We start from the raw sequence: 23904 nt of genomic DNA, 5'->3' as shown, positions 1-23904 counted from the left end.
AAGGATAAGGATTAAGGCTGATGAGTGCCGATTCAAATAAGTTAGCGGTTACGCTGGATACGTTGCGTTTTCCCTTACATGGGGCACGCTTGATTGAAGCGTCGGCCGGAACTGGAAAAACTTACACCATTGCCGGACTTTATCTGCGGCTGGTACTTGGCCATGGTAGCGGCGAGACACGTCATGCGCAGCCGCTCAGCGTGGATCAAATTCTGGTGGTGACCTTTACTGCCGCTGCGACCGCCGAGCTGCGTGATCGTATCCGTCGTCGCTTGCACGATGCTCGCCTCGCTTTTGCGCGCGGTGCCAGTGACGATCCGCTGATCCACTCCTTACTTGAGGAGTTTACCGATCACAGCTTAGCGGTGTCTTTATTGCTGAATGCTGAGCGGCAGATGGATGAAGCGGCGATTTTCACCATCCACGGTTTTTGCCAACGTATGCTGACCCAAAATGCCTTTGAATCGGGCAGCCGCTTTGCAAACGAATTCATCACGGATGAAAGTCGCCTTAAAGCGCAAGTGGTGGCCGATTATTGGCGCCGACAATTTTATCCGCTGCCGATGGCTCTGGCGAGTGAAGTGCGTCGCCTATGGCCTGCGCCCTCAGCACTGTTGGCTGAGATTGCAGGTTATCTTTCTGGGCCGCCGGTCAAACTGACCACGCCATTAATGACTGGAGATTTGGCCGCACTGCAACAAGCGCAGATGGCGCGCATTGGCGAGATGAAGCAGCACTGGTTAAGTGAGTGTGATGAGATAGCCGCAGTATTAGCCAGCTCGGATCTGCATAAAAATAGCCAAAATGCGCTGCTGCGTCGGGTGCCGATTCTGGATAGTTGGGCACACAGTCAAACGCAAGATCTGCACGTGCCCTCAGAGCTTGCAGAGTTCACTCAAAGTGGGCTGCTGGCGAAATCGAAGCAAGGCAATCCGCCACAATTAGCGCTGTTTGAACGGATAGAAGCGTTTGTTGCCGAACCAGTATCACTCAAAACTCCGTTGTTGGTGCATGCGATCCACCACTGTCGCCAGTGGCTGGCACAAGCCAAATCTGCGCAACATTGGCTCTCGTTTGATGATCTACTGACCCAGCTCAGCGCGGCGTTAGATCAGGATCAGCAAGGGTTGCTCGGGGAGCGGATCCGCGCGCTTTATCCGGTGGCGATGATCGATGAATTCCAAGACACCGATCCGCTGCAATACAGCATTTTCAGCCGCTTATATCTTGAGTATCCGCACTGCGGCTGGTTGATGATTGGTGATCCGAAACAGGCGATTTACGCTTTCCGTGGCGCGGATATTTTCACTTACATCAAAGCGCGCAATCAGGTGAGTGCTCACTACACCTTGGGTACTAACTGGCGCTCCAGCGCAGCGATGGTAGCGGCGGTTAACCAAGTGTTCAGCTCGGCCAGCGATCCGTTTATTTACCGCCACGATATTCCGTTTTTACCGGTGGCGGCGAGTCCGAGTTCTGATCTGCGCCACTGGACACTGTCTGGGCAAGTGCAACCGGCTTTGACCTATTGGTGGCCACAAGATGTTGAGAAACCGCAAAGTAAAACCGACTACTACGCGCAAATGGCCGAGGCCTGTGCCGCGCAGATCCAGCATATTTTGAGCACTTCGGCGGCGGGTGAGGCAAGCTTTGATCGCGGTACTGCGATTGATGCGGGTGATTTAGCGGTATTGGTGCGCACCGGTAATGAAGCGCGTATGGTGCGCGATGCGCTTAGTCAACAAGGCATCGCTAGCGTTTATTTGTCTAACCGTGACAGCGTGTTTGCCAGTGAGGTAGCGCAAGATGTGCAACGCTTGCTGCTGGCGGTGTGGCAACCGGAAGATGAGCGTTTATTACGCGCCGCCGTTGCTTCGCATTTGTTTGCGTTAACCGCCAGCGAGCTGGATGGATTGAATAACGATGAAAACCAGTGGGAGCAGTTGATTGCCGAGTTTCGCCACTATCGCTGGTTGTGGAGTGAGCGCGGTGTGCTGCCAATGTTACGAGCAGTATTGACCCAGCGCCATATTGCCGAACGTTGGCTAGCGGAGACAGAAGGTGAACGTTGGCTGACCGATTATCTGCATCTCAGTGAATTGTTGCAGCAGGCGACGCGTGACATTGATAGCGATCAGGGCTTGCTGCGTTTTCTGGCTCAAGCGATGGCCGATGCACAGTTAGGACTTGGCGCCAGTGATGAGCAGATCCAGCGGCTTGAGTCTGAGCGCCGCTTGGTGCAGATTGTCACCATCCACAAATCAAAAGGGCTTGAATATCCGCTGGTGTTTTTGCCGTTTGCAATGAACTATCGCGAGAGTAGCGAGGGTAAATATTACGATGCCGAGTCGGCCACCACTTGGGTCGATTTAACCGGTAATCAGGAGGCGTTAGCCAAAGCCGATCAAGAACGTTTAGCGGAAGATTTACGTTTGCTGTATGTGGCGTTAACTCGTGCCGTGTATGGCTGCTTTATTGGTATCGCCCCACTGCGTAACGGGAATTCGAGCCAAGAGCCAACCTCGGCTCATCGCAGCGCGATGGGGTATCTGTTGCAAGATGGCCTGCCGGGTGGGATTGCCGATCTAGAGCAAGCTCTGCTCAAACAGTGTGAGCGTCTGCCAGATGTGGTTATGCAATCTCCGCCGCCGCGCGTTGAGCAAGCGTATCAGCCACCCCAATTGGAGGAGCGCGAACTGACTGCTCGCGAGTTAAGTCAAGCCATCGATCGTCGTTGGCGAGTCACCAGTTACTCAGGCTTGGTAATGCAAGCGAGCCATGCTCGTCATGATCCGATGCAAGAGATCCCCCTGCTTGAGGTGGGCGGTTTTGATCTCGACAGTGCGCAAGAGGATCGCGCGCAAGAGCGAGATGGCGCGGTGCTTGAATCGGTCGAACGTTCGATTTTCAATTTCCCACGTGGTGCACGCCCCGGCACTTTCTTGCATTCGCTGTTTGAAGAGGTCGATTTTCAGCAATCGGCGCACAGTGCCGCCAATACGCAAATTATTCTGGATTTAATCGAAAGTGAGCAGATTGACGCAGAGTGGCTGCCGGTGCTGCAACAGTTGATCGATACGGTATTAAGCACGCCACTCGATGGCAAAGCGCTGTGTTTACAGCAGATCACGGCGGCCCAGCGGCTAACAGAATTGGAGTTTTTACTGCCGATAGAAGGTTTAGATGCCGCCAGCCTCAATCGAATTATTCAGCGCCATGATCCGCTTTCCGCGCAAGCGGGCGATCTCAGTTTTCATACGGTGCAAGGCATGCTGAAAGGTTTTATCGATCTGGTGTTTCAATACCAAGGTCGTTATTACGTGCTGGATTGGAAATCCAACCATTTGGGTAATGATCCTGCGGCCTATCATCCACAGCGTTTGGGCAGTGCCATGGCAGAACACCGTTACGATCTGCAATACCAGATTTACGCGTTAGCCCTGCACCGATTTTTGCGCAGCCGTTTAGCCGATTACGACTACGAGCAACATTTCGGCGGTGTGTTTTATCTTTTTTTACGCGGTATGGATGGCAGCACCGAGCAAGGTGTGTTTCATACCAAGCCAAGTTTGGCTTTGTTAAATGAGTTGGATGGATTGATTGCCGGGCGCGAGCTGGCACAAAGAGCCAGTAAAGCCGGGCAGATGGAGCTTGATTTATGATGTTTTGGCTGAGTGAAATCGCGCAGCGTTTACAGGCCCAAGGCGCGCTACGTCCTTTGGATGTGCAGTTTGCCCGCTTTATCGCGAAACAAGCCGCATTGGCTGGGCACAGTGCGGCAGAAAGTGAGCTGTTGAGCGTCCTGTCTGCCGCACTGAGTGCAGAGTTAGGTCGTGGCCATATTTGTTTACCGCTGAACGATGCGCATGGCCATCACTGCGATTTAGCGGCGTTGATTGGCCTCTATGGTGAGGCGAGTTTGCAGCACCGCGAGCGCTGGTTGGCGCTGGATTGGTCAGTGCTATTGCACGCTTCCCCTCTTGTTGGGCACAAAGGCGAAGCCGTCCCTTTAATGTTTGATGGCACAAGACTGTATCTGCATCGCTACTGGCATTATGAAACCCAGTTGGCTGCGCGCCTCACTGAATTGGCGACCCCTTGCCGTTTAACCAGCAGCGAATTGGCCCGTTTACGCGCGCAGCTTGATAACTTATTTGCTCGCGACTACGTGGGCTTATGGCAGGCTTTACAAGCCTTACAAGCCTTGTCCCCAGCCACGCCACTCACTGCGGTTGAACGTATTCAATGGCTAAGTGATCGGTTAGATATTGTTGCGCCAGAATTGCTCGATTGGCCAGCGATTGAAGCCGTGCTGGCAAAGGCGCAGCGCGCCGCGGATTTACAAGCGTTAGATCAACTGGTTGCGCCTGAGCACTGCTTAAATTGGCAAAAAGTCGCTGCCGCGGTGGCACTTACTCGCCGTTTCGCGGTGATTTCTGGTGGGCCGGGCACCGGTAAAACCACTACCGTGGCTAAGTTATTGGCGGCACTGATCAGCCAAAGTCTCGCGCAAGGTAAAGCACCGGAGATTAAATTGATTGCGCCAACTGGCAAAGCGGCGGCACGTTTAACCGAATCGATGGGGAAAGCCATCAGTCAGTTGGCGATTGAGCCGGCGATCGCTGCCGCAATCCCCAGCAGTTCCAGTACCATTCACCGTTTGTTAGGGGCTATCCCTGGCAGTGCCGAGTTTCGCCATCATGCGCACAATCCACTGCATCTGGATTTACTGGTACTCGATGAAGCCTCGATGGTCGATTTACCTTTGATGGTCAAATTGTTAGAAGCGCTGCCTAAACATGCTCGCTTGATTTTGCTCGGCGATAAAGATCAGTTAGCCTCGGTTGAGGCTGGCGCTGTCTTAGGAGATATTTGCAGTTTCATCAGCCAAGGTTATAGCGCAGATCAGGGAGCGCAACTGGCGGCATTGACTGGTTTTACCACTTTGAAGCCAGCGGCGAGTCATGCCGTGAATCCACTGGCCGATTGTCTGTGCATGCTGCAAAAAAGCTACCGCTTTGATGCGCGTTCAGGGATTGGGCAATTGGCCAAAGCGATCAACAGTGGCGTGCCAGCGCGGGTTAGCGCAGTGTGGCAGCAGCAGTTTAGTGATATCGAGCATTTTGCTTTAAGCGGTACCCATTATCAGCAACTGCTGCAAACCTTAGTGCAAGCGTATCGCCCCTATTTAAGCTTGATCCAATCTCCTCATCCAAATTCAGCGGCGTTGCCAGCGAGTACTCCAGATATGCTCACGTTGGCCAAAGCCGCACTGGATGCCTTTAGTCGCTGCCGATTACTGTGCGCATTGCGCGAAGGTGATTTTGGAGTAGAAGGCTTAAATATTCGCATTGAACGCGCACTCAATGCACATAAACTGATCAAAAGCCAAGAGGAAATTTGGTATCACGGGCGACCGATCATGGTCACGCGTAACGATCATGGCTTGGGTCTCTACAATGGTGATATTGGTTTGTGTCTGCGTGATGACGGGGATGAGCAGCGTCGACTAAAAGTCTATTTTGAACTGCCCGATGGCAGTATCAAGGCGGTATTACCGAGCCGAGTTCCTCAGCATGAAACCGCTTATGCGATGACGATTCATAAATCGCAAGGCAGTGAATTTGATTTAACGTTGTTGATCTTACCGCCAGAGCATAGCCCGATTTTGACCCGTGAGCTGGTGTATACCGGCGTCACACGTGCTAAACAGCAACTGAAATTGTATTGCGAACCGTCAGTGTTACAGCGGGCGATTAAACTGAGTACCCAAAGGGCGAGTGGTTTAGTGGTGCGTTTACAGCAGTAAATGCTCCGCCAATCCGTGGCGGTAGGGCATTAAAGATTGGAGAATGCTTTGGTAAAGGTGATATTACGGATTTGGTGGCGTTGACCAGCTTCGATCAGCATCATCTTAAGGCTCTCAGCGGCGGGAAACACACAATGTACATGCACACCAGACAGAAAATCAGCGTCTGCCATATCCCAAAAACTTTGTAGTGAGTTACAAATAACAGTTTTCATTGACGATTTGCTCTTAGGTACTGAATTTAGTAGTAAAAGCAATCCATGCGTGGCGCTAACCACACGATGAGCGTGATCACATCACCCACTGCTCAAGCGCCTAATCCTAACGACTTGATTGAACGGTATTTAATCAAGTGGGCGCATTTTAGCGATCTTGCGCACAAAATAAAAGCAAAAATGCATAAAAAAACGGCAGTAATTGCCGTTTGATTATTTATGCATTTCATTGTCTTTATTGCGTCTGATGAGGGGCGGCATACTCGATTCAAAGCGCGAGCATTAAAATTTTTGAGCGACGTTGATAGTTATACAGACGCTGTTTTGCCACTGGCAGCGCTTCGACATCCACCTCATTAAAACCTTGTTCACGAAACCAGTGAGTACTGTGTGTGGTGAGTACAAACAGATCATCGATCCCCATCTGTTTAGCTTGCTGTTTACTGTGCAGCAGTAAATGCAAGCCACGATGGCCATCACGGTATTCCGGATGGATCGCCATGCACGCCATTTCCGCCATGCGCTCTTCAGGATAAGGGTAGAGCGCCGAACAGCCGATGATTAAACCATCTTTGTCAATAATGGTGAATTTATGGATCTCTTGCTCTAACTGCTCACGAGAACGGCGGACCAGAATCCCTTGCTCTTCAAGTGGGCGGATCAGATCGAAAATTCCACCAATATCGTCGATGGTGGCTTGGCGGATCTGCTCAGCACTTGCCATTACAATCTGTGTACCGATCCCGTCAAACGAAAACAGCTCTTGCAGCAATGCGCCATCTTGTTGATAACTGACTAAGTGGCTACGCGGTACACCTGCACGACAGGCTTTTAAAGCGGCACGCAAGAAGCGTAGGGTACTAAAGCAATCTTCATCATTGGCCGGGCACTCTTGCGCCATCTTTTCTACTAGCCGTTCAACATCACTGGGAAATAATTCAGCAATCGCATTGCCTTTGCTATCAATGATGCCTTGCTGTGGACAAAACCCGATCAGCTTATCGGCTTTGAGCTTAATCGCGACTTGAGTGGCCACTTCTTCGGAAAGCAGGTTAAAGCACTCGCCGGTGACTGAGCTGGCGATAGGGCCGAGCAGAACAATCGAACCTAAATCCAGCATGCGATTGATGCCTTCCACATCAATCCGGCGGATCCGCCCACTGTGGCAGTAATCGACGCCTTCATCGATCCCGAGTGGTTGCGAAATAATAAAGTTACCGCTGACCACGTTAAGCTGCGCCCCCGCCATCGGCGTATTGTTAAGATTCATTGAAAGGCGCGCGGTGATGGCGTGTTGCAGTTGTCCGGCCGCTTGCATTACTAAACTTAGCGAGGATTCATCGGTGATGCGCACGCCTTTGTGATAAGGAGTATCACGATGATTTTTTTCAAGAATTTTATTGATTTGTGGCCGAGCACCGTGCACCAATACAATTTTTACGCCAAGGCTATGCAGCAGGGCAATATCGCTAATGATATTGGCGAAATTACTATCGGCAATCGCCTCACCACCGAGCATGATCACCATGGTTTTGCCACGATGGGCATTCACATACGGCGCTGATTGACGAAATCCTTTGACGAGAGCTGTGCTACGAATTTTCACGGCTAAACATTCCATTTGTTTAAATATGCTAAAATAATGACTTTTTATTCTTCATTCGGCAAGTTTTTTATCTACTGGGCGTTAGCTCCGATTTCAGGAGTCGCCGCGTGTAGATTAATCGGAATAAAAAACAGAGAGATGACAATCGGCGATGGGTTATCGAGATACGGGTTCAATTGTTAGAAAGTGCAAAAAATCATCGTGATTGGTCTAAGGTTAATTGCACTGTTCGACTGAGTTTGTCATGCTCTTGGCAAACTCAAACTATGGATCGCTTTTGTGAGTAAACATCTTCTTTCTGTGCTGAGCTTAGGGCTGTTATTTGGTTGCGCTCAACCGAATACTGATCGTGCTCAGCAGTATCACCAAGCTCATTTCCCGCACATTTTAAATCGAGTGGATGTGGTGGAATCCAATACGCCGCGTGACTACACCGAATTCAGCAAACAGAGTGAGCAGGTGGTGCAAGGCTCTGCTTCTATGGCAAAAATCTATCAACCCTTGTATCAGCAGTTGAATGAGTGGGTATTACAAAGTGGCGATCCGACCACATTGGGGCAGTTCGGTATTCAAGCTGCGCAGTTCGGTGGTGGTGATAAGCAAGGTAATGTGTTGTTTACGGGTTATTTTTCGCCAGTCATGGAGCTGCGTCATCAAGCTGATGCGGTATTCAAATACCCAGTGTATGGATTGCCTAATTGCCAGCAAAATTGCCCAACCCGAGCCGACATTTATCAAGGTGCGTTAGAGGGGCAAGGCTTAGAGCTTGGCTATGCAGCCAACTTAATTGATCCGTTTATTATGGAAGTGCAGGGCAGTGGTTTTGTCCATTTTGAAGATGATGACACCTTGGAGTATTTTGCTTACGCCGGTAAAAACAACAAAGCTTATGTAAGCATAGGTAAAGTGCTGATTGAGCGCGGTTTAGTGGCGCGCGAGCAGATGTCGCTTAAAGCGATCAAAGATTGGGTGCTGGCCAATGATGAACAAACGGTGCGTGAACTGCTGGAACAAAATCCTTCCTTTGTTTTCTTTCAACCGCGCGCGGCGGCTCCGGTAACCGGTAGCGCCGGTATCCCACTGTTGCCGATGGCCTCGGTCGCTGGTGATCGTTCCATTTTGCCGATGGGGACGCCGATTTTGGCCGAAGTCCCGCTACTGAATGCCGATGGCACTTGGTCTGGTGCACATCAGTTACGTTTATTGATTGTGCTGGATACCGGCGGTGCGGTGAAGCAAAACCATCTCGACTTATATCATGGTATGGGGCCGCGTGCTGGCTTGGAGGCGGGGCACTATAAACATTTTGGTCGAGTGTGGAAGTTGGGGTTAGATAATTCGCCCACTCAAGCGCCATGGGCTTTGCCGCCAGAAAAGCAGCAATAGGTTCTGCCGTTAGCCGCTTAGCCTGTGGTGAGCGCGAGCAAACTGGACATTTTTATGTAGAGTGCGTATAAATCGCACTCTTTATTTTTCAGCTAGAGTGGAAATGCGTTATGCGTGAACTGGATACTGCAGCCTCCGACAATTACAACCAACGGTTTGGTGGTACGCGCCGTTTGTATGGTTATGACCAAGTTGACATTTTACGTGCTGCGCACGTGTGTGTGATTGGGATTGGTGGTGTTGGTTCATGGGCGGTTGAAGCTTTGGCGCGAACCGGAATTGGCGAGCTGACCTTGATTGATATGGATGATGTCTGCGTGACCAATATCAATCGGCAAATCCATGCCATGACGGGTACGATTGGCAAGAGCAAAATCGAAGTGATGGCAGAGCGGGTAAAACTCATCAACCCTGAGTGCAAAGTTAATTTAATTGATGATTTTATCACTCCAGATAACCAGCATCTTTATCTTAGTCAATCATTTGATTATGTGTTGGATGCGATTGATAGCTTAAAAGCCAAGGCGGCACTGCTCGCGTATTGTCGCAGTAATAAAATCAAGGTGATCACTATCGGTGGTGCGGGCGGGCAAACCGATCCTACGCAAATCACTGTGGCCGATTTGACCAAGACGATTCAAGATCCGTTGGCGAAAAAGCTTAAAGATCGGCTGCGTCAGCAGCATAATTTCCCGACCAACCCGGCACGTAAATTTGGAATTGATTGTGTGTTCTCGACCGAACAGCTCAAATACCCACAGGCAGACGGTTCGGTATGTGCAACCAAATCAAGCGCCGAAGGCCCGAAACGGATGGATTGCGCCAGCGGATTTGGCGCTGCGACGGTAGTCACGGCAACGTTTGGTTTTGTTGCAGTGGCACGTATTGTTGATAAGTTGCTGAAAAAGCATCAAGTAAAGGCGATAACGCAATGAGCCCATTTGCAGCCCATCCGTTTGGGGATGTCATCACGGCTCAAACCATCTTAGAGACTTTGCAAACTTTGCACGGTTGGGAAGACCGTTATCGGCAGATCATCCAATGGGGCAAATTGCTGCCCGTGATGCCTGCAGCGCAGAAAAGTGAGCTAGTTCTCGTCTCTGGCTGTGAAAGCGAAGTGTGGTTAGTGGCAGAGCAGCAAGGTGAGCAGTGGTTTTTCTGCGCCGATTCCGATGCGCGGATTGTGCGCGGTTTGATTGCGATTGTGCTGGCTGCGCTCAATGGCAAAACCTCAGCACAGATCCGCGCATTTTCGATGGATGACTACTTTGCCGAGCTTGGTTTGCTCGCGCATTTAAGCCCATCCCGTGGCAATGGTTTGCAAGCGATAGTCACGACCATTCAGGCCAAAGTGCTCAATTAATCGATGTAATCAAAAGAGCCTCGTGATGAGGCTCTGTGGCGATCGGTGCTTAGGTTTTTGCTCTCAGATCACAGCAGATCGACCGCTTTATGGATCGCGGCGATTAAACGATCCACCTCTTCGGTGGTGTTATACACCCCAAACGAAATTCGCACCGTGCCTTTGACGCCAAATGCATCCATTAATGGGTGAGCACAGTGGTGCCCAGCACGCACCGCAATCCCTTGTTGATCGAGCAAGGTCGCCAGATCCTGATGATGCACACCCTCCATCACTAAGCTCAGCACACTGGCGTTAGGCTGATAACCGAGTACCCGAATATCATCGATTTGCGAAAGCGCTTGGTAAGCTTGCTGTTGCAGTTGGTGTAAATGCGCTTCCACCGCGGCGCGATCAAGACTTTGATACCAATTAATCGCGCTGGCAAGCGCAATCGCTCCGGCGACATTCGGCGTGCCGGCCTCAAATTTTCCGGGCAGGCCAGTAAAGGTGGTGCCAGCAAACGAGACCTTTTCAACCATCTTGCCGCCGCCGTGCCAAGGTGGCATCGCTTCTAACAGCGCTGTTTTCCCATACAGCACCCCGATGCCCGCTGGCGCATACAATTTATGGCCGGAGAATACATAGAAATCCGCATTCAGCGCTTGAACATCTACCGTTTCATGGACGATGCCTTGCGCACCATCGATCACCACCACTGCGCCTTGTTGATGCGCGGCTTGGATCACTGCTTCAATCGGCTGACGAGTTGCCGTGACATTGGTGATATGGGCGAGGGCGACGATTTTGCAGCGCGGTGACAGCAATTGTGCAAAGGCGGCAAAGCCAAATTCACCATTAGGCGTCATCGGAATTTTGACCACTTTGGCGCCGGTTTGCTCGGCGACCATCTGCCACGGCACAATATTGGCGTGGTGTTCGGTTTCACTAACCAGGATCTCATCGCCCACTTGTAATGTGCTGCGCGCATAACTTTGCGCAATCAGATTGAGCGCTTCGGTCGCTCCGCGGGTCCAGATAATATTTTTGATGCTTGGCGCACCAATAAACTGGGCGACTTGCTCACGCGCGGCTTCAAATTGGCTGGTGGCTTGCGCGGTTAAACTGTGGCTACCGCGATGTACGTTCGCATTGTGCTGGCTGTAGTAGTGGCTTATCGCATCAATCACACATTGCGGTTTTTGCGTCGTGGCCGCACTGTCAAGATAGATCAGCGGGTTACCGTTGACGATTTGTTGCAGCGCTGGAAATTGCGCGCGGATAGCATCAAGATTGAGCATCAATAAAACCTGAAAGTTCAGTCAGTTGTTGAGGGTGAAGTACCATAGGTGCGGCAACGTGTTGAGCCAGCTCAGCGCCAGCGAGGAGGACAATCATGGCGAGCGCAAACTCCAGCGCAGTACCCGGTCCTTGACTGGTGAGTAACGGTTGTGTGGCAGAGTAACAGATGCGTTGACGGCTTAACTGTGCGGCTGGGATTTGCTCAAAAAAGTTGGGGTGACAGGTCATCTTAGCGTCACGCCATTGCTGCTGTGTGGCCAGAACTAATGCCGGTGTGGCGCAAATCGCGGCAACCAGCTTGCCTTGCTGGGAAAACGCATCAATCAAGGCAAGGAGCGGCGCACTATTGGCAAAAGCTTGCGCGCCACCAAGCCCGCCAGGTAGTGCTAGCGCATCAAAATCGTCGGCTGAGCACTCGGTTAGGTGCTGAGCGGCGCTCAGCCAAACACCGCGTGAGCCTTGCACTGGTAACGTGTCACCGACCGCTGCCATGATGACCTGAAATCCTGCACGCACCAAAGTATCAATGATAATGACGGTTTCCATTTCCTCGCTGCCATTGGCAACGGGGACGAGAATTCGTTTACTCATACTTAACTCCAACTCTGTTCTACGGTTTTGATTTGCTCATACAGATGATGATTGGTTGGTGTAGGTATGCCATGTTGCTTTGCTTTGCGCACTACGTAACCGGTAATAAAGTCTATCTCAGTTGGTCGCTGGTGAAAAATATCTTGCTGCATCGAGGAGTAATTGGCTGCGGTGGCATTGATCACCTGATAAACCGATGTACGTAGTGCGGTATCGTCAAAGGCGATCGATTCCGCCCGCATCACCGCGGTGACTTCATCTAAAATCGCGGTGATAGTCGGGGTAAATTTAGCCGCCGCTAATGCACCATTTTGGCATTGATGAATGGCGGTGAGTGGATTTATTGCACAGTTGATCGCGAGTTTATGCCAGAGCGCGGGCTGAATATCGGGATTCCATGTCACTGGCGCGAGTGCGTGCTGTAAAACCTCAGCAATAAAATCGCAGCGTGCTCCGAGAGGATTATCGGCGCCGATCTGGGTTTGACCTAAACCGGTATGGTGGACTTGGCTTTCCGTCGTTTTGAGTGCGCCATGAGTTGTGGTGGCGAGCAGAATTGGGAAATCGGCGATGGAGTGATGTAAAGCTTCGACGGCCCCCATGCCATTGTGCATAAACAGTAAGATGGTTTCACGTTGGAGATGGGCTAATAATGGGGTTAAGGCCGCAGCCACTTGCCATGCTTTAACCGTGATCAGCACCAGATCGGCGTTGGCGAGAGCGTCTAGCTTTTGATTGTTAAAGGTTACGGGTTGGCCATCATCGAGTTGCAGCGTGACTTTTGCTTGAGCTTGACGGCGCCATAATGAGACTTGATGCCCCGCACCATGCAAATTCAGCGCCCATAAAGCGCCTAGCGCACCCGGGCCAAGTACCACAATATTCATCTTTATTCCCTAGCCAATATTTGATGTGCCAAGGATAGCGATGAGTGCTTGGAAAGCAATAAAAAATGGCGCGAAGTCGCGCCATTTTGCTGTTCTGCTGATTCGGTATTGAGTACCGAGTCGGTTATTTAGAACTTGTAAGTGACCGCTAGGTAGTGACCAAAGCCAGTTGACTTGAAGCCTGAAGAGTCTTTGATACCGTAAATATCTTTATAGCCTTTAAGGCCGTAACCGACTGCAAAGCGATCTGAATGCCAGTAAAGGCCGTTAAACATTGCGCCGCCATTTGATGCGTCAGAATCCATACCAAATTGGTAATCGATATAACCTTGGTAAGAGACAAATGAACCGTTTTCGAAGAAGTACACTGGTTTAAACCAGTTGGTTGAAACTTGGAAACCGTTCCAGTCTTTTTGATTTGAGTCGTAAGTCCCGTATAGGTTTACTGCAACTTTACCAAGCCATGGCACCATCACATCGGAACCCAGACCAATTTTTTGAGTGTTAACCTCAGCGTTACCGCCCCATTCCATCAAGGTTGCTACGTACAATTCTTGCACTGGGCCAAAAGAGAGATCTTTACCCGTTAAACCATCAAGTGACATGCGTGGAGCAAACTTCATAAAGATTTTTTCGCCGCCGTCTTTATCGCTGCCTTTATCGCTGGTCAGGTTAAAAACGTCAACGTAGCCGTACAGATCAAAGATGCCTGAGCGACCGCCAAATTCCATTTCCATATAGTCATGAGATGACTTACCTGGTAGTTCATCGAATGCACCCATCAGGTTAAATTGCATCCACTTGTAATCATTTTTATGGATATCGCCATCTGTGTAGTCAGCGGCGATAACTGGCGCTGAAGTCGCGGCCAATAGGCTTAAAGTAAGAAGTGATTTACGCATAAGGGAATTCTCTCTCTGTATGGTGTGTATGGCAGCCGCTTAACTGCAGCTTGTTCAACTGGCGGGCATAATAGCGATAAAAATCGCAATTAAAAGTGATAACGCATGCAAACTTAGACTCATTGAGTGATCCGTGTCTCATTTTGCTAAATTTATTTTGAACTAATTTGATTTTTCATAAGGTTTCACTTTTATTGTGATCTTGGTTTGGTTTCTGTGTGGTAATTAATTGACATTGAGAATTCGTAACTCAGCAAATTTGGCAAAAATTAGCTAGGAGATCGTTTGCGTCGCTGAAGCAACTTAACCCTAAGGAGTCGAATTCCTAGTGAACAGGGGGATTTGGGGTTATTTAGCGTGGTTTTTCTGAATGAAAAATGAAATTGAACGCTTGGTGTACAGCAAACCAGCTGTCGGGGTAAGCCACGCTGGTTTGCTTATAAATAAAATAGAAAGGCAAATAGATTAGCGGCAACGTGGGATGTTGATCATCGCTAGTGATCTGTATGCGATAGGGGACATTGTTACTTTATTTTATTCCCTTGTGTTGATGGCCGAGCACTGGGTTGCTTGGCACGCTGCAGCATTTGGTTAAAGTCATGGCGTAGTGAATAGAGCATGATCAGGCTCGGGATCACCATTACCGCGGTCAAAATAAAGAACAGTGACCAGTCATTCAGATAGTCGGCTAATTCGCCGCTTAATGACGCCAGGGTGGTTCGGCCTAAGTTGCCAAGTGAAGCGAGCAGGGCATATTGGGTGGCCGAAAATGCTTGGCCGGTCATCAGGGTGAGGAAAGAAACAAACGCCACGGTTGAGAACGCTGAGGTAAAATTGTCCACCACTAAAGTGGCGAAGAACAGCGATTCACTCGGGCCGACTTTGGCCAGCCAAGCAAACATCAAATTACTCGATGCCATGGCGATACCGCCAATCATTAAGCCACGCACGAGACCAAATTTGATGTTGACTAAACTGCCAAGCAGAGTGAAGAAAATGGTGATCCCCCAACCGAGCAATTTCGAGTAGTAACCAATCTGTTCATTGCTAAAGCCGATTTCTTTATAAAACGCAATCGACATTCGGCCTAGGAACGCTTCGCCAATTTTAAACAGGAAGACAAACAGCAGTAGGGTAAGCGCTACGCGTAAGCCATTATTGCGGAAAAAATCGATGAAGGGTTCTAATACTGTGACGCTGAGCCAGCGCAGCAGCCGATTATTGACCACCTGTTGGTGGCGCGCTTCGGCCAACTGTTGTAGGTGATCGCGATCGGTGTGCGGCTCTTGGACCAAGCAAGTAAATAACATCAGTACCCCAACCACGGCGGCCATGATCAAATACACCCCATTCCAACCAATACGATCTGCATTGGCAAAGGCGAAATAGCCGGGCAGTGAGTAGCCCGTCCACCAACCGATCACGGTCATTGCAGACGCTTGTGGCAGTTTAGTCGATTCGGCTTTGGCAAAGGTGTCGATTCGAAATGCGTCAATCGCGATATCTTGAGTCGAAGAGGCGATAGCAATAGCGAGAGCTAGCAATGAAGTCAGTATTAAATTATCGGCGGGATTTACCCCCGCGATCAGCAAGGTGCAGCTCAATACCACCAACTGGCAAAATAAAATCCAACTGCGACGCTGGCCAAGCCTGTGATGCAGGATGGGTAATTTGACCCGATCAACCAAAGGTGCCCACAAAAAATTGATCGCATATACCACAAATACGCTACCAAAATAGCCAATTGCGGTGCGGCTCAGTCCGGCATCTTTCAACCAGCCGGTCATATTGGAACCAATTAATACCCATGGGAAACCGCTGGCACAACCAAGCATGAATACCCAGAGTAAACGTCGGTCAAAATAGCTAACTACAAGTTGTTGCCAGGTAGATGAATGGGGTTGTTGAGCCATACGGCATCCTTTTATGAGTAGTGATGAGGGAAGTGGCACTCCCAAGGTGAGGGAGTGCGCGGCTTTAAGGTAAACGAGAGACTTGGTTGATCACGATAGGCGTGATCGGTACATTTTGCATCTGACCTTGAGTTTTGGTTGGCTGAGCGGCCATTAACTGAATGACATCAAAGCCTTCAATCACTTGACCAAATACCGCATAGCCCGGTGGTTGGGAAGCGTAATTGAGGAAGTCATTATCGACCAGATTGATGTAAAACTGGCGGGTAGCCGAATTGGGATTTTGCGTACGTGCCATAGCAATGGTCGCAGTATTGTTACCTAGACCATTGTTTGCTTCGTTGCTAATCGGTGCATAAGTCGGCAATGGTTTGAGATTGGCATCAAACCCGCCACCTTGTGCCATAAAGCCAGGGATCACCCGATGGAATTGGCTGCCCACATAACTGCTATCATCGACATAACGCAAGAAATTGGCCACCGAAATGGGGGCTTTTTCTTGATTAAGCTCAATAATGAAGCTACCAAGCGTGGTTTCAACCGCCACTTTAGGGCCGGCCCACACACAACTGCTCACTAACGCGGCGGCAGCCAGCAGCCATGACTTAGCCATTGAAGCGCTCCTGCATGTAGTTTTGCAGTTCGCTATCGTTAGCGATCTCTTTGAGAACCACATTGAGCACGTCGTTGAGTACGGTTTCGATCTCGTCATTGGATGCGCTTAACACGCCAGTGCGTTTGGCGGTGCCATGGTAGCTTTTGACCAGTTTACCTTTTGGCGTTTCGGCCGTCACTTCTAAGGTCACGCTACCATCCATCTGATTTTCGATGATTGAATGTTTCACCGAGACTAAAAGCTCCTGAATCTCCAGCGTGATGGTATTTTCACTGTTGACGCTCAGACGAAAACCTTGTGAGCCCAATTGTTCAGCCAAAGCATTTTCTAATGCGATGCGCACATTTTGGCGAGGATGGATCGGTTCAATGTTATTGCGACCACTATCGACCAAAGCGACATATTGTGCCGAGCGCACATCTTTGCTGACCAAAGCAAAACTGCTGTTGGTGACGATCGCGTTTTGGCTTAAGGTTGCTTGAGGAGCTAGGTTAATTTGGCTTTGCTTGGGAGCCGCGCAAGCGGTCAGTAACGCGATTGAAGCCGCAAGAACCAGTTTTTTCATGGTTAATTCCTTTCGTTTTATTATGCACACGCCACAAGGCTTAAGATTTAATCGCCTGTAAGATAACAAATTTACTGTTATTGGCGATCACTCTAACATGATTTTTACCGAACAATCTCGCCAGTTTGACATCGTAGCCAAGGTGACGATTGCCGATCACCCATAATTTACCGCCTTTTTTCAGCACATGTTGTGCATCACAGAACATTTGCCAAGCGATGTGATCGGTAATGGTCTGCTGTTGATGAAATGGTGGATTACACACAATCATCGAGCTGCTGTGGGCAGCAAAACCATCCAAACAGTTATTGGTGATGCACTGGATTGGCCTTTCGCCAAGATTTTCTCGTAGATTACTCAGCGCTGCAGCGGTCGCCATAAAGCTCTCATCGACACAGGTAATGGCGGCTTGCGGGTTGAGCTGACCAAGCCGAACCGATAGCACGCCATTGCCACAGCCCAGATCAATAAAATCTTCCAGCGTGGGATCCGCGGGCAAATGCTCAAGCATAAATCTTGCGCCGAGATCTAAGCTTTCACCCGAATAAACATTGGCTAAGTTGTTCAGTGTGATAGCGTAAGGTTCGACATGCCAACGGCAGGTTGGACTCACCTCAACCATCGGTTCGACATTTGGGTGACTAAACACTAAACGGTGTTTTTTCCACGCCAGTGAAGTGGTGGTCACACCTAAGTGTTTTTCAAATAGATTTAGGGTTGAAGTGTGGATCTCTTTGGCTTTATTGACCGCAATAATCGGGGTGTTATTCGGCAGCGCTTGGCGAAGTTGGCTTAAGATCCACATCAAGTGACGGTTACTTTTCGGCAGTTGCAATAATACCAGATCGACATCGCTGGGCGGTGTATCCATCGTGGTCAGTAACGTGATAGGCGGGCGCTGATTGTGTTGCAGATTGGCGAGAGTGGCTTGCTGAGCAATATACGAATCGCTCATCATGCTCACTCGGTGTTGTTTGGCAAACCAACAACTCAATGCGCCGAAGTGGTCGTTGATGATGAGAATATGACGATGTGCAGGCAAACCCAGTTGTTCAACGTGTTGGATCAGGTACTCATCACCCGCATCCCAAGCTTGCAGGGGGTCATTATTACGCTTGGGGTATCGATGAAGAGTGAGCGTTTGCTCAAACAAGGTAAGCTCGGTTTTCATATTGCTCGTAATTCTAGTAAATTGACCGGGTATTGTCTCAGATGATGCTAAAACCGCAAACCAAAACCTAGATTTTAGCATTCGAAAACTCCCTGTGAGATCGCTATGGTCTATTCTCTATTTGTCATGTTGTCGACACGCTCGTGCTCAACAAGGAAAGCGAAATGATTCAAGATGTTATTGAAATGAAATTGCGTAGCGAATTTCAGCCACTGTTTCTCAAAGTGATTAATGAAAGTGATATGCATAATGTGCCGCGAGGTTCTGAGAGCCATTTCAAGGTCATAGTGGTAAGTGAGCGCTTTATTGGTTTACGCCCGATTGCTCGTCATCGTCTGGTTAATCAAACCTTAGCCGATGAGTTAGCCAACCATATTCACGCTTTGGCGATTCATACTTATACTGCTGAGCAGTGGCAACAGTTGGATCAAGTGATCCCAGAAAGTCCGATGTGTTTAGGTGGGTCTAAACTGGGTGGATTAAAGAGCGATGCTTAACCAAGTGTTGCATCAGTGGATACTGTTGATGATTTTTCAAGCACGACTTTAACGTTAATCAAACAAGTGAGTAGTGCTGAGTCTTAACTCAATTAAGTAGGGCGATTAACACGGCCAATAAGCGAGTTGAAACGTTCGGATAGTCAGTTTGTGCGATGCTTCAAAATAATGGTGATTTGTTCAGCGTTCACTGAGAGATCGATGGAAATAAAACAGTGAACTAGGGGATTGGTCATGGCATCAAGTTCCCAAAAAATGCTAGACTTAAACACCTAACAAATCCCCCACATGATTTGTGACGGGGGTTTTAAAAGGATGTTGCGATTTTAATGGTCAATACCATTAAAACGGACACAAACAATGTCGTGTCTACCGAGGTAAGGATTCCGCTAGCGTTGTTCAGTTGTAAGAACAAGGCAAACGGAGTGCGCCTCGAATTTGCGCAATTAAAGAATCTTTTTCCCGATAAAAGTAGTGCAAGTGCGTATGATTACAATAAAAAAGGGATTGGACCTTCCTATCGCAGGAACTCCTTCCCAGGTGATTAGTGATGGTAAAACCATCAAAAAAGTCGCCTTGCTTGGCGAAGAGTACGTTGGCATGCGGCCTACAATGCATGTTCGCGTAGGTGATGAAGTAAAAAAAGCTCAAATTCTTTTTGAAGACAAGAAGAATGTCGGCGTGAAATTTACTTCACCAGTCAGCGGCAAAGTGGTTGAAATTAATCGTGGTGCAAAACGTGCCCTTCAGTCAGTAGTGATTGAAGTTGCGGGCGATGCCCAAGTGACATTCAACAAGTTTGAAGCCTCTCAATTGGCGAGTTTGGATCGTGATGCGATAAAAACTCAGTTAATTGATTCAGGTCTTTGGACGGCTTTTCGTACTCGTCCGTTTAGCAAGGTTCCAGCGGTTAACTCCTCTTCTGCAGCCATTTTTGTGACCGCGATGGATACCAATCCATTAGCGGCTGAACCAACAGTGGTGATTAATGAGCAATCGCAAGCTTTCATTGCTGGACTTGATATCCTTTCCGCACTGACCACTAGCAAAGTGTACGTGTGTAAAAAAGGGACGAGTTTGCCACGCAGTCAACAGTCAAACGTTGAAGAGCATGTATTTGATGGCCCACATCCAGCTGGTCTGGCTGGCACTCATATGCATTTCCTCTACCCTGTGAGTGCAAGTCATGTCGCGTGGAGCATTAACTATCAAGACGTGATTGCGATTGGCCAGTTGTTCCTGACCGGTGAGCTCTACACTCAACGTGTGGTTGCGTTGGCAGGTCCTGTGGTTAACAAACCTCGCTTGTTGCGTACAGTGATGGGTGCATCACTCGAGCAGTTGGTAGATAGTGAAATCATGCCAGGCGAAGTGCGTATCATCTCAGGCTCTGTGTTGTCCGGTACTCAAGCTAGCGGACCTCATGCTTATCTTGGTCGTTACCACCTACAAGTTTCAGTCCTGCGTGAAGGGCGTGATAAAGAGCTGTTAGGTTGGGCGATGCCGGGTAAGAATAAGTTTTCAGTGACTCGTTCTTTCCTTGGTCACCTGTTCAAGAGCCAAGTGTACAACATGACCACCACAACCAACGGTAGTGATCGTGCCATGGTGCCGATTGGTAACTACGAAAAAATCATGCCATTGGATATCGAGCCAACTTTGTTGCTGCGTGATTTGTGTGCGGGTGATAGCGACAATGCGATTCGCTTAGGCGCTTTAGAGTTAGATGAAGAGGATTTGGCACTGTGTACTTTTGTTTGCCCGGGCAAATACGAGTATGGCCAGATCTTACGTGAGTGCTTAGACAAGATCGAGAAAGAAGGGTAATTTCCATGGGCCTTAAAAAGTTTCTTGAAGATATCGAGCATCATTTTGAGCCAGGCGGCAAACACGAAAGATGGTTTGCACTGTATGAAGCAACAGCAACACTGTTGTATACACCAGGCCAGGTCACCAAGAGAAGCTCACATGTTCGTGATTGCGTTGATCTAAAACGAATCATGATCATGGTGTGGCTTGCGGTATTTCCAGCCATGTTCTGGGGTATGTATAACGCAGGCGGTCAAGCCATTGCTGCGCTGAATCATCTTTATGCAGGTGATCAACTGGCTGCGATTGTAGCTGGTAACTGGCACTACTGGTTGACAGAAATGCTCGGTGGCATGCTGTCAAGCGATGCAGGCTGGGGCAGTAAAATGCTACTCGGTGCAACCTACTTCCTACCTATCTATGCCATGGTATTTTTGGTGGGTGGATTTTGGGAAGTGCTGTTCTGCATGGTACGTAAGCATGAAGTAAACGAAGGTTTCTTCGTCACTTCCATTCTGTTTGCGCTCATCGTTCCACCTACACTGCCTTTGTGGCAAGCGGCACTCGGTATCACGTTTGGTGTCGTAGTGGCGAAAGAGGTGTTTGGTGGTACTGGTCGTAACTTCCTAAACCCAGCGTTAGCCGGGCGTGCTTTCCTATTCTTTGCTTATCCAGCACAGATTTCCGGTGATTTAGTTTGGATCGCCGCAGATGGCTTTTCTGGTGCGACAGCACTTAGCCAGTGGGCACAAGGTGGTGCGGGTGCACTGATCAATAACGCAACCGGTCAAACTATTACTTGGATGGATGCGTTCATCGGTAACATTCCTGGTTCGATTGGTGAAGTGTCAACCTTGGCACTGATGATCGGTGCAGCCTTGATCGTCTACATGGGCATTGCTTCATGGCGCATTATCGGCGGTGTGATGATCGGTATGGTCCTATTGTCGACGCTATTTAATGTGATCGGCTCGGATAGCAACCCAATGTTCAATATGCCTTGGCATTGGCACCTTGTGTTAGGTGGCTTTGCATTTGGTATGTTCTTCATGGCGACCGATCCGGTATCGGCTTCCTTTACGAATAACGGCAAATGGGCTTACGGTATTTTGATTGGCGTGATGTGTGTGCTGATCCGTGTCGTTAACCCTGCTTATCCTGAAGGTATGATGCTGGCGATCCTATTCGCGAACCTATTTGCACCACTGTTTGACCATGTGGTTGTCGAAAGAAATATCAAGCGGAGATTAGCGCGCTATGGCAAGCAATAACGATAGCATTAAAAAGACGCTGTTTGTTGTTATCGCGTTGAGCCTTGTATGCTCAATCATCGTATCGACTGCAGCAGTCGGTCTGCGCGACCAGCAAAAAGAGAACGCAGTACTGGATAAGCAGAGCAAAATTCTGCAAGTAGCTGGGATTGAAGCAAAAGGCAGCAAGCAGATCATTGAACAGTTCAATAAGAGTATTGAGCCACGTTTAGTCGATTTCAACACGGGTGACTTTGTTGAAGGTGATGCTGCAAATTACGATCAACGTAAAGCCGCGAAAGAGGCGTCAGAATCCATCAAACTGACTGCCCAACAAGATAAAGCTAAAATTCAACGTCGTGCGAATGTTGGGGTGGTTTATCTGGTTAAAGATGGCGAGCAAACCAGTAAGGTGATTTTGCCCGTACATGGTAACGGCCTATGGTCAATGATGTACGCGTTTGTAGCAGTAGAAACGGACGGTAATACCATTGCCGGTTTGACTTACTATGAACAAGGTGAAACTCCGGGATTGGGTGGCGAAATTGAAAACCCAGCTTGGCGAGCTCAATGGGTAGGCAAAAAATTGTTTGATGACAACCACAAGCCTGCAATTAAAATCGTTAAAGGTGGTGCGCCAGAAGGTTCTGAGCATGGTGTTGATGGCCTATCGGGTGCAACCCTAACCGCCAACGGCGTTCAAGGTACATTTGACTTCTGGTTGGGTGATATGGGCTTTGGTCCTTTCCTCACAAAAGTACGCGACGGAGGTCTTAACTAATGTCTAGTGCAAAAGAGCTGAAAAAGAGTGTGTTAGCGCCAGTATTCGACAATAACCCAATTGCATTGCAAGTTTTAGGGGTTTGTTCGGCATTGGCAGTGACCACTAAGCTGGAAACGGCATTTGTAATGACATTAGCGGTAATCTTTGTTACTGCATTGTCTAACTTCTCCGTTTCGCTGATCCGTAACCATATTCCTAATAGTGTGCGTATTATCGTGCAAATGGCGATCATCGCTTCTTTGGTTATTTTGGTTGACCAACTGCTTAAAGCCTATCTTTATGATATTTCTAAGCAATTGTCGGTATTTGTTGGTTTGATTATCACCAACTGTATCGTAATGGGTCGTGCCGAAGCATTTGCAATGAAGTCTGCGCCTATCCCATCGTTGATTGATGGTATTGGCAATGGTTTAGGTTATGGTTTTGTGCTGATAACGGTGGCTTTCTTCCGCGAATTACTGGGATCCGGTAAATTGTTTGGCTTAGAAGTTCTGCCTTTAATCAGTAACGGTGGTTGGTATCAACCTAACGGTATGATGCTACTCGCACCTTCAGCGTTCTTCCTGATCGGTTTTATGATTTGGGCGATTCGTACCTTCAAACCAGAACAAGTTGAAGCGAAGGAGTAAGGTTGTCATGGAACATTATATTAGTCTGCTGGTGAAAGCGATTTTCATCGAGAACATGGCACTCGCTTTCTTCTTGGGGATGTGTACTTTCCTCGCGGTTTCGAAGAAAGTTAAGACCTCATTTGGTTTAGGTATTGCGGTTATTGTGGTGCTGACGATTGCAGTACCAGTTAACAATCTCGTTTACAACTTGGTGCTCAAACCTGATGCGCTGGTTGCCGGCGTTGATCTTAGCTTCCTAAACTTTATCACCTTTATCGGTGTAATTGCTGCATTGGTACAGATTTTGGAAATGGTCCTCGATCGTTTTTTCCCACCTCTGTATAACGCACTGGGCATCTTCTTACCTTTGATCACAGTAAACTGTGCCATCTTTGGTGGTGTGTCTTTCATGGTGCAGCGTGACTACAACTTTGCTGAATCCGTGGTTTATGGTTTTGGTTCTGGGGTAGGCTGGATGCTGGCTATCGTCGCTCTTGCAGGTCTCCGTGAGAAAATGAAATATTCAGACGTTCCTCCAGGTCTGCGTGGTTTGGGTATCACCTTTATCACCACTGGTCTGATGGCACTGGGTTTTATGTCTTTCTCTGGTGTTCAACTGTAAGCCGGGTAAACCGCAGCAATAAAGGA

General features: G+C 48.9%; 21 protein-coding genes. 11 read left to right on the top strand and 10 right to left on the bottom strand.

Annotation, left to right across the window (positions count from 1 at the left end; all coding sequences use genetic code 11):
- Positions 1–20: 20 nt before the first annotated feature.
- On the top strand, positions 21–3662 hold the full coding sequence (gene recB / locus G7083_RS03040) for an exodeoxyribonuclease V subunit beta (protein WP_166013528.1): 3642 nt from the start codon (positions 21–23) through the stop codon (positions 3660–3662).
- Complete coding sequence (gene recD, locus G7083_RS03035) at positions 3659–5809, top strand: exodeoxyribonuclease V subunit alpha (RefSeq protein WP_166013527.1); 2151 nt, start codon at positions 3659–3661, stop codon at positions 5807–5809. The genes recB and recD overlap by 4 nt, the downstream gene beginning before the upstream one ends.
- A gap of 29 nt (positions 5810–5838) precedes the next feature.
- Here the strand turns inward: recD and G7083_RS03030 are convergent, their stop codons facing one another.
- Both G7083_RS03030 and argA read right to left on the bottom strand, forming a co-directional pair.
- The gene (locus G7083_RS03030; RefSeq protein WP_166013526.1) at positions 5839–6024 is read right to left on the bottom strand and encodes a hypothetical protein; all 186 of its coding nucleotides are present in this window, start codon (positions 6022–6024) and stop codon (positions 5839–5841) included.
- A 268-nt stretch (positions 6025–6292) separates the two neighbouring features.
- Positions 6293–7630: an amino-acid N-acetyltransferase gene (gene argA / locus G7083_RS03025; RefSeq protein ID WP_166013525.1), complete on the bottom strand. Its 1338-nt coding sequence runs from the start codon at positions 7628–7630 to the stop codon at positions 6293–6295.
- 279 nt (positions 7631–7909) lie between these two features.
- On the opposite strand from argA, the gene mltA reads away from it, so the two are divergent.
- The 3 genes from mltA (at position 7910) to csdE (ending at position 10379) form a co-directional block, all read left to right on the top strand.
- Positions 7910–9016 carry a murein transglycosylase A gene (mltA, locus tag G7083_RS03020; protein ID WP_166013524.1) on the top strand — a complete coding sequence of 369 codons (1107 nt, stop codon included), beginning with the start codon at positions 7910–7912 and terminating at the stop codon, positions 9014–9016.
- 110 nt (positions 9017–9126) lie between these two features.
- Entirely contained in the window at positions 9127–9951 is an 825-nt protein-coding gene (tcdA, locus tag G7083_RS03015) for a tRNA cyclic N6-threonylcarbamoyladenosine(37) synthase TcdA (protein ID WP_166013523.1), read from the top strand.
- A complete protein-coding gene (csdE, locus tag G7083_RS03010; protein WP_166013522.1) occupies positions 9948–10379 on the top strand; it encodes a cysteine desulfurase sulfur acceptor subunit CsdE in 432 nt (143 codons plus the stop codon). Before tcdA ends, csdE begins: the two co-directional genes overlap by 4 nt.
- 68 nt (positions 10380–10447) lie before the next feature.
- On the opposite strand, the gene csdA is transcribed toward csdE, so the two are convergent.
- The 8 genes from csdA to G7083_RS02970 all read right to left on the bottom strand — a co-directional run bounded on the left by csdA (position 10448) and on the right by G7083_RS02970 (position 18305).
- A complete protein-coding gene (gene csdA / locus G7083_RS03005) occupies positions 10448–11659 on the bottom strand; it encodes a cysteine desulfurase CsdA (RefSeq protein WP_166013521.1) in 1212 nt (403 codons plus the stop codon).
- A complete protein-coding gene (locus G7083_RS03000; RefSeq protein ID WP_166013520.1) occupies positions 11646–12251 on the bottom strand; it encodes a DJ-1 family glyoxalase III in 606 nt (201 codons plus the stop codon). Before G7083_RS03000 ends, csdA begins: the two co-directional genes overlap by 14 nt.
- Before the next feature lie 2 nt (positions 12252–12253).
- Entirely contained in the window at positions 12254–13138 is an 885-nt protein-coding gene (gene panE, locus G7083_RS02995; protein ID WP_166013519.1) for a 2-dehydropantoate 2-reductase, read from the bottom strand.
- A gap of 128 nt (positions 13139–13266) precedes the next feature.
- Positions 13267–14040: an outer membrane protein OmpK gene (locus tag G7083_RS02990; protein WP_166013518.1), complete on the bottom strand. Its 774-nt coding sequence runs from the start codon at positions 14038–14040 to the stop codon at positions 13267–13269.
- 524 nt (positions 14041–14564) lie between these two features.
- Complete coding sequence (locus G7083_RS02985; RefSeq protein WP_206212116.1) at positions 14565–15875, bottom strand: MFS transporter; 1311 nt, start codon at positions 15873–15875, stop codon at positions 14565–14567.
- A gap of 142 nt (positions 15876–16017) precedes the next feature.
- Positions 16018–16566, bottom strand: coding sequence for a peptidylprolyl isomerase (locus tag G7083_RS02980; RefSeq protein WP_166013516.1), 549 nt, complete (start codon positions 16564–16566; stop codon positions 16018–16020).
- Complete coding sequence (locus G7083_RS02975; RefSeq protein ID WP_166013515.1) at positions 16559–17134, bottom strand: YajG family lipoprotein; 576 nt, start codon at positions 17132–17134, stop codon at positions 16559–16561. Before G7083_RS02975 ends, G7083_RS02980 begins: the two co-directional genes overlap by 8 nt.
- Positions 17135–17174: 40 nt before the next feature.
- On the bottom strand, positions 17175–18305 hold the full coding sequence (locus tag G7083_RS02970; RefSeq protein ID WP_166013514.1) for a class I SAM-dependent methyltransferase: 1131 nt from the start codon (positions 18303–18305) through the stop codon (positions 17175–17177).
- A 164-nt stretch (positions 18306–18469) separates the two neighbouring features.
- Between G7083_RS02970 and G7083_RS02965 the strand changes: the two genes are divergently transcribed.
- The 6 genes from G7083_RS02965 (at position 18470) to nqrE (ending at position 23878) form a co-directional block, all read left to right on the top strand.
- Complete coding sequence (locus tag G7083_RS02965) at positions 18470–18802, top strand: BolA/IbaG family iron-sulfur metabolism protein (protein ID WP_166013513.1); 333 nt, start codon at positions 18470–18472, stop codon at positions 18800–18802.
- A gap of 486 nt (positions 18803–19288) precedes the next feature.
- Positions 19289–20629, top strand: coding sequence for a Na(+)-translocating NADH-quinone reductase subunit A (locus tag G7083_RS02960; protein WP_166013512.1), 1341 nt, complete (start codon positions 19289–19291; stop codon positions 20627–20629).
- A 5-nt stretch (positions 20630–20634) separates the two neighbouring features.
- On the top strand, positions 20635–21882 hold the full coding sequence (locus G7083_RS02955; RefSeq protein ID WP_166013511.1) for an NADH:ubiquinone reductase (Na(+)-transporting) subunit B: 1248 nt from the start codon (positions 20635–20637) through the stop codon (positions 21880–21882).
- Positions 21869–22642, top strand: coding sequence for a Na(+)-translocating NADH-quinone reductase subunit C (locus tag G7083_RS02950; protein ID WP_166013510.1), 774 nt, complete (start codon positions 21869–21871; stop codon positions 22640–22642). The genes G7083_RS02955 and G7083_RS02950 overlap by 14 nt, the downstream gene beginning before the upstream one ends.
- The gene (locus G7083_RS02945) at positions 22642–23274 is read left to right on the top strand and encodes an NADH:ubiquinone reductase (Na(+)-transporting) subunit D (protein ID WP_166013509.1); all 633 of its coding nucleotides are present in this window, start codon (positions 22642–22644) and stop codon (positions 23272–23274) included. The genes G7083_RS02950 and G7083_RS02945 overlap by 1 nt, the downstream gene beginning before the upstream one ends.
- A 7-nt stretch (positions 23275–23281) precedes the next feature.
- The gene (gene nqrE, locus G7083_RS02940) at positions 23282–23878 is read left to right on the top strand and encodes an NADH:ubiquinone reductase (Na(+)-transporting) subunit E (protein WP_166013508.1); all 597 of its coding nucleotides are present in this window, start codon (positions 23282–23284) and stop codon (positions 23876–23878) included.
- The last annotated feature ends 26 nt before the right edge of the window (positions 23879–23904 follow it).

The sequence above is a fragment of the Vibrio sp. HDW18 genome (assembly GCF_011306175.1).
GTDB classification, from domain to species: Bacteria; Pseudomonadota; Gammaproteobacteria; order Enterobacterales; family Vibrionaceae; genus Vibrio; species Vibrio chanodichtyis.
This window is presented reverse-complemented; position numbering and strand designations above follow the sequence as displayed.

Bases quoted from the DNA above. Each gene is read 5' to 3' on its own strand.
- recB (WP_166013528.1), top strand. From the start codon at position 21: ATGAGTGCCGATTCAAATAAGTTAGCGGTTACGCTGGATACGTTGCGT.
- recD (WP_166013527.1), top strand. From the start codon at position 3,659: ATGATGTTTTGGCTGAGTGAAATCGCGCAGCGTTTACAGGCCCAAGGC.
- G7083_RS03030 (WP_166013526.1), bottom strand. From the start codon at position 6,024: ATGAAAACTGTTATTTGTAACTCACTACAAAGTTTTTGGGATATGGCA.
- tcdA (WP_166013523.1), top strand. From the start codon at position 9,127: ATGCGTGAACTGGATACTGCAGCCTCCGACAATTACAACCAACGGTTT.
- csdE (WP_166013522.1), top strand. From the start codon at position 9,948: ATGAGCCCATTTGCAGCCCATCCGTTTGGGGATGTCATCACGGCTCAA.
- csdA (WP_166013521.1), bottom strand. From the start codon at position 11,659: ATGCTCAATCTTGATGCTATCCGCGCGCAATTTCCAGCGCTGCAACAA.
- G7083_RS03000 (WP_166013520.1), bottom strand. From the start codon at position 12,251: ATGAGTAAACGAATTCTCGTCCCCGTTGCCAATGGCAGCGAGGAAATG.
- panE (WP_166013519.1), bottom strand. From the start codon at position 13,138: ATGAATATTGTGGTACTTGGCCCGGGTGCGCTAGGCGCTTTATGGGCG.
- G7083_RS02990 (WP_166013518.1), bottom strand. From the start codon at position 14,040: ATGCGTAAATCACTTCTTACTTTAAGCCTATTGGCCGCGACTTCAGCG.
- G7083_RS02985 (WP_206212116.1), bottom strand. From the start codon at position 15,875: ATGCTTGGTTGTGCCAGCGGTTTCCCATGGGTATTAATTGGTTCCAAT.
- G7083_RS02980 (WP_166013516.1), bottom strand. From the start codon at position 16,566: ATGGCTAAGTCATGGCTGCTGGCTGCCGCCGCGTTAGTGAGCAGTTGT.
- G7083_RS02975 (WP_166013515.1), bottom strand. From the start codon at position 17,134: ATGAAAAAACTGGTTCTTGCGGCTTCAATCGCGTTACTGACCGCTTGC.
- G7083_RS02970 (WP_166013514.1), bottom strand. From the start codon at position 18,305: ATGAAAACCGAGCTTACCTTGTTTGAGCAAACGCTCACTCTTCATCGA.
- G7083_RS02965 (WP_166013513.1), top strand. From the start codon at position 18,470: ATGATTCAAGATGTTATTGAAATGAAATTGCGTAGCGAATTTCAGCCA.
- G7083_RS02960 (WP_166013512.1), top strand. From the start codon at position 19,289: ATGATTACAATAAAAAAGGGATTGGACCTTCCTATCGCAGGAACTCCT.
- G7083_RS02955 (WP_166013511.1), top strand. From the start codon at position 20,635: ATGGGCCTTAAAAAGTTTCTTGAAGATATCGAGCATCATTTTGAGCCA.
- G7083_RS02950 (WP_166013510.1), top strand. From the start codon at position 21,869: ATGGCAAGCAATAACGATAGCATTAAAAAGACGCTGTTTGTTGTTATC.
- G7083_RS02945 (WP_166013509.1), top strand. From the start codon at position 22,642: ATGTCTAGTGCAAAAGAGCTGAAAAAGAGTGTGTTAGCGCCAGTATTC.
- nqrE (WP_166013508.1), top strand. From the start codon at position 23,282: ATGGAACATTATATTAGTCTGCTGGTGAAAGCGATTTTCATCGAGAAC.